General features: G+C 33.6%; 7 protein-coding genes. All 7 read left to right on the top strand.

Annotation, left to right across the window (positions count from 1 at the left end; all coding sequences use genetic code 11):
• Nucleotides 1-117 precede the first annotated feature (117 nt).
• The 7 genes from sigY to V7014_RS07930 all read left to right on the top strand — a co-directional run bounded on the left by sigY (nt 118) and on the right by V7014_RS07930 (nt 4,140).
• Nucleotides 118-702: an RNA polymerase sigma factor SigY gene (gene sigY, locus V7014_RS07960; RefSeq protein WP_335505938.1), complete on the top strand. Its 585-nt coding sequence runs from the start codon at nt 118-120 to the stop codon at nt 700-702.
• Nucleotides 662-973: a DUF5345 family protein gene (locus V7014_RS07955; RefSeq protein ID WP_335505936.1), complete on the top strand. Its 312-nt coding sequence runs from the start codon at nt 662-664 to the stop codon at nt 971-973. Before sigY ends, V7014_RS07955 begins: the two co-directional genes overlap by 41 nt.
• Nucleotides 970-1,194 (top strand): transcriptional regulator, encoded by a 225-nt coding sequence (locus V7014_RS07950; RefSeq protein ID WP_335505934.1) that lies wholly within the window; start codon nt 970-972, stop codon nt 1,192-1,194. The genes V7014_RS07955 and V7014_RS07950 overlap by 4 nt, the downstream gene beginning before the upstream one ends.
• 1 nt (nt 1,195) lies before the next feature.
• Nucleotides 1,196-1,390, top strand: coding sequence for a PLD nuclease N-terminal domain-containing protein (locus V7014_RS07945; protein WP_335505932.1), 195 nt, complete (start codon nt 1,196-1,198; stop codon nt 1,388-1,390).
• 13 nt (nt 1,391-1,403) lie between these two features.
• Nucleotides 1,404-2,276 carry an ABC transporter ATP-binding protein gene (locus tag V7014_RS07940; protein WP_335505930.1) on the top strand — a complete coding sequence of 291 codons (873 nt, stop codon included), beginning with the start codon at nt 1,404-1,406 and terminating at the stop codon, nt 2,274-2,276.
• Nucleotides 2,273-3,046 carry an ABC transporter permease gene (locus V7014_RS07935; protein ID WP_335505928.1) on the top strand — a complete coding sequence of 258 codons (774 nt, stop codon included), beginning with the start codon at nt 2,273-2,275 and terminating at the stop codon, nt 3,044-3,046. Before V7014_RS07940 ends, V7014_RS07935 begins: the two co-directional genes overlap by 4 nt.
• 263 nt (nt 3,047-3,309) lie before the next feature.
• Complete coding sequence (locus tag V7014_RS07930; RefSeq protein ID WP_335505926.1) at nt 3,310-4,140, top strand: GNAT family N-acetyltransferase; 831 nt, start codon at nt 3,310-3,312, stop codon at nt 4,138-4,140.
• Nucleotides 4,141-4,177: the final 37 nt, after the last annotated feature.

Genomic DNA, 4,177 nt, shown 5'->3' with positions numbered 1-4,177 from the left:
TAAGTTGAGAAAGTAAAGGATGGTTTACATCATTTTATAAAAAAATTATGTTAGTGTGAACGATAGTGAATTTTCAAACGTATTATAAGTAGATTTACATAGAAAGGTGGGTGTGTTTTGGAAGAGATTCATGAACAGAAGCATGTAAAGAATTTAATAATAGAGGCGCAACAAGGAAGTGAAACAGCATTTTCTGAGTTATTTCAAATGCACTATTCTTTTCTATATAAGTACATTATTAAAATGACTTTTGATCCTATAATGGCTGAAGATCTTTTACAAGAAACCATGTTGAAATGCTTCTTACACATAAAGAAATATGACGGTAGCAGCAAACTTTCAAGTTGGATGATAACGATTGCTACCAGGACGTATATTGATTATTTGAGAAAAAAGAAGCGAGAAAAGTGGTTGTTTAAGAAAGCAAAGCAAGTTTGTACTGACTCGATTAAATGGAAAGTGATGCAAAGTGGTAATGAATTTAGTGAGGTCATGGAAGTAATTAGTAAATTGGATGCGATATATCGTATTCCGTTACTATTGAAACATTATTATGGATTCTCCTATGAGGAAATTGGAAGAATGATTGATATTAAAGAAGGAACGGTTAAATCTAGGGTTCATAAATGCCTGCAATTAATACGAAAGGAGTTGGGCGACTTTGACGAAAGATATGGAAAACAAAGTTCAAGAAGTATTTAAAGAATTGGACGAATCTTTTTATATTACTCCACCAAATAAGGCTACCATTTCACTCATGTTACGTGAACAAGAAGATCGCTATAAGCACAAGCAAAGAAATGAATTACTAACATTTATGTTTGTAGCAACGATGTTCATTGTTGCTCTTATATTAGTGATGATACAAGCACCAATCTTTTATATGGTTTTACTCTTAATTAGTTTTCTATTGGTGCCACTATATGTTTTTTATGAGAAGAAGAAACGCATGAGAGAGGACAATATGGTATGAGATTAGAAATCAGTGAATTGTCCTTAACTGCACAAATCATATTCTGGACTATATTAGCAGTATTAATGTTAACGCAAAGCACATTAATATTTTTATCAGCTAGAAAAAGAGGGAAGAATCCTTGGTTTTGGGGATTTATTGGGTTGTTTAATATCCCTTTTTCCGCATTGTTATATTATTTTTTTGTGATTTTTCCAGACAGAAAAAAAAGGGGGAACTAATATGGATACAACGACATTAGTACAATTATTATTACCAATTGCTGTCTTACAGGTCATTTTATTGATAACCGCTCTTGTTAGTTTAGTAAAACAAGAGCAAACAAATGGCCCTAGGTGGCTATGGGTAATCCTTATTATTTTTGTGAATATAATTGGTCCTGTATTGTATTTCATCATTGGTAGAAAGGAAAGGTAATATGAACATATATGTGAAAAACATCACAAAAAAATTTCAGCAGCGAACTGTTGTGAAAAATGTTAGTTTTGAAATTGAAAAAGGGCGTTGTGTCGCGTTAATTGGTCCAAATGGTGCTGGTAAAACAACATTACTTAAAATGCTAGTAGGATTATTAAAGCAGGATCAAGGAGACATTTCCTATCATCAACAAAGCAATTGGAGAAAAGAAATTGGCTTTTTACCGCAAATTCCTAATTTTTATGGTTGGATGACGGCAAAAGAGTTCCTAATGTTTATGGGTAAAATTTCTGAAATAGATAGAAGCATATTGAAAGCAAGAGTGAATGAACTATTGGTCGTAACAGGTTTAACAGAAGCAAGTACTCGGAAAATCCAAGGATATTCAGGTGGGATGAAACAACGTCTCGGTTTAGCACAAGCATTGCTAGACAAACCATCTTTTTTATTATTAGATGAGCCGGTTTCAGCCTTAGATCCTGTTGGACGACGTGATGTAATGAATATATTAGCGAATTTGAAAGAATCAACAACCATTATTTACTCTACACATGTTCTGCATGATGCTGAAGAAATAAGTGATGATGTATTATTAATGAAAAACGGTGAAATAGTGGCGAAAGGGACAATGGAAAGCTTATTATCAAATGCCGTTCAAAATTATACATTGAAAACAGCTCATGAATTTCCAGAAACACTTTCACAATGCTCCTTTATAAAGAGTATTAGTTTCATAGGAAAACAGACAGCAGAAATTACTTTACAATCTACAAGTGGGAAAGAAGAATTATTGCAATGGTGTCTTCATAATAAAGTGGATCTTATTGCGTTTCAACAAGGAAAACAAACACTTGAAAGCGTGTTTCTAGAGGTGGTGAAACAATGAATATATTTGTGACTTTATTACAAAAAGAATTCGTCGGCTTATGGAGAAGTAAAAAAATCATCTGGCTACCAATTGTGTTTATGTTGTTATCTGTTATGCAGCCACTGACTTTATATTTTATGGAAGATATTTTAAAGATGGGTGGTGGGCTACCGGAAGGTGCTGTATTAGAAATGCCTACTCCGACAAGTGGTGAAGTAATGTCTTCGGTATTATCTCAATTAAATACAATAGGTTTGCTATTGATTATTGTTGCGATTATGGGTGCTATTAGTGATGAGCGTAGAAACGGTTCTCTGACTTTATTAATGGTTCGACCAGTAACACCGATGCAGCTTGTATGTAGCAAAACCATTGCTAATGGGTTGTTATTGATCGTGTCATTTATTTGTGGTTATTTGTTTGCATATTACTATACGGTGGTTTTATTTAGTTCAGTACCGATTAGTCATATTTTACAATCCATGTTGCTTTATAGTTTTTATATATTTTTCATTGTAACTTGTGTCATTTTCAGCAGTGCACTGTGGAATAGTAACGGAACGATTGCTATGATCAATATGATTTTTATTAGCGGGTTATCCGTATTAAGTGGATGGTTTTCAGAAGCATTACAGTGGAGCCCTAGTAATTTAAGTACTTATGCAGTTGGAATTGTATCAGGAATGGACAATCTTGATGGTTTGATCGGATGCTTAATCGTTTCCTTCATATGTATAATTGTTTTATTAATATCAGCTTCTTTAGTAATGAAGAAGAAGGTACTATGACGTTTTTAGGAGAACAATGAGGAGTTAAATATTTATATAAGAAGCCCCCAACTATTAAAAGCTGGGGGTTAATTGTTTTCAAATTATTTTTAGTCTTATGATCTTATTACCACCGAAGCGGAAGACTTCCATTATTACTCATTGAAAAAGCACAATAGAAAAGCTACAATTCTCGGGTTAGGGTGTGATTTAACTATTGGTTTACATTAGTCAAACACCATAAATAGATAGGATTTTTGAACATCAAAGAGAGGGCTACCAACATGGAATTAACACTTAAACCTTTATATAATTTAGAAGAATTATTAGAAATGCAACGTCTCGAACAAGATGTTTGGGGAGCAGATATTACCCCTATTAATCAAACCATTACCGTTGCGAAAAATGGTGGTATCATTCTTGGTGCGTATGATAAGGATGTATTAATTGGTTTTTTATATAGTTTTCCTGGTTTTAATGGACAATCCGTTCACCTTTGTTCCCATTTAGTAGCAATTGATGCTAATTATAGAGGGCAAGGCATAGGAGAATTATTGAAGCGAGAGCAAAAAGAATTAGCTTTAAGTAAAGGTTTCAAACTAATTACGTGGACGTTCGATCCTTTGGAAAGTGCGAATGCTAATTTAAATATTCGTAAGCTAAAAGGTGTTAGTCATACGTATATTGAAAATTGTTATGGCATGCTTGAAGGTAAATTAAATGGTGGTTTAGCAACAGATCGTTTTCTTGTGGAATGGCATTTAGATAGCGATCATGTTACTTGTAGTCATTCTTATAATTATCGAGAGGCAGCTTCAGTTCTTTCAGTCGCTCAGAATGAAAATGGCTTTCCGTATGTGGAAGGGATAAATGAGGAGATTATGAGTCACTTAGAGAACTATGATACCCTTTCTGTAACGGTACCAACACAATTTCAAGCAATAAAAAAAGCAGATTTCCCATTGGGGAAAGAGTGGCGTATGCGTACGCGAGAAGTATTTCAGTCATTATTTTCAAAAGGATATACAATCGTAGACGTTAAGAGAGAACGAGGAAAAAATGTACAGCAGTATATTTTAATAAAACAATCGGAAGTGAAAATTGATTTACCATAAAGATTGACTCATAAAAGAGGCTGTCTAATAAGTCCCG

Origin of the sequence: Bacillus sp. JJ722 (assembly GCF_036963345.1) — a bacterium.
Classification (GTDB): Bacteria; Bacillota; Bacilli; order Bacillales; family DSM-1321; genus Bacillus_AD.
The sequence above is the reverse complement of the archived record's forward strand: the minus strand, read 5'-3'. Positions and strand labels throughout refer to the sequence as shown.

Coding starts and splice junctions, on each gene's coding strand:
- V7014_RS07950 (WP_335505934.1), top strand. CDS start 970: ATGAGATTAGAAATCAGTGAATTGTCCTTAACTGCACAAATCATATTC.
- V7014_RS07945 (WP_335505932.1), top strand. CDS start 1,196: ATGGATACAACGACATTAGTACAATTATTATTACCAATTGCTGTCTTA.
- V7014_RS07935 (WP_335505928.1), top strand. CDS start 2,273: ATGAATATATTTGTGACTTTATTACAAAAAGAATTCGTCGGCTTATGG.
- V7014_RS07930 (WP_335505926.1), top strand. CDS start 3,310: ATGGAATTAACACTTAAACCTTTATATAATTTAGAAGAATTATTAGAA.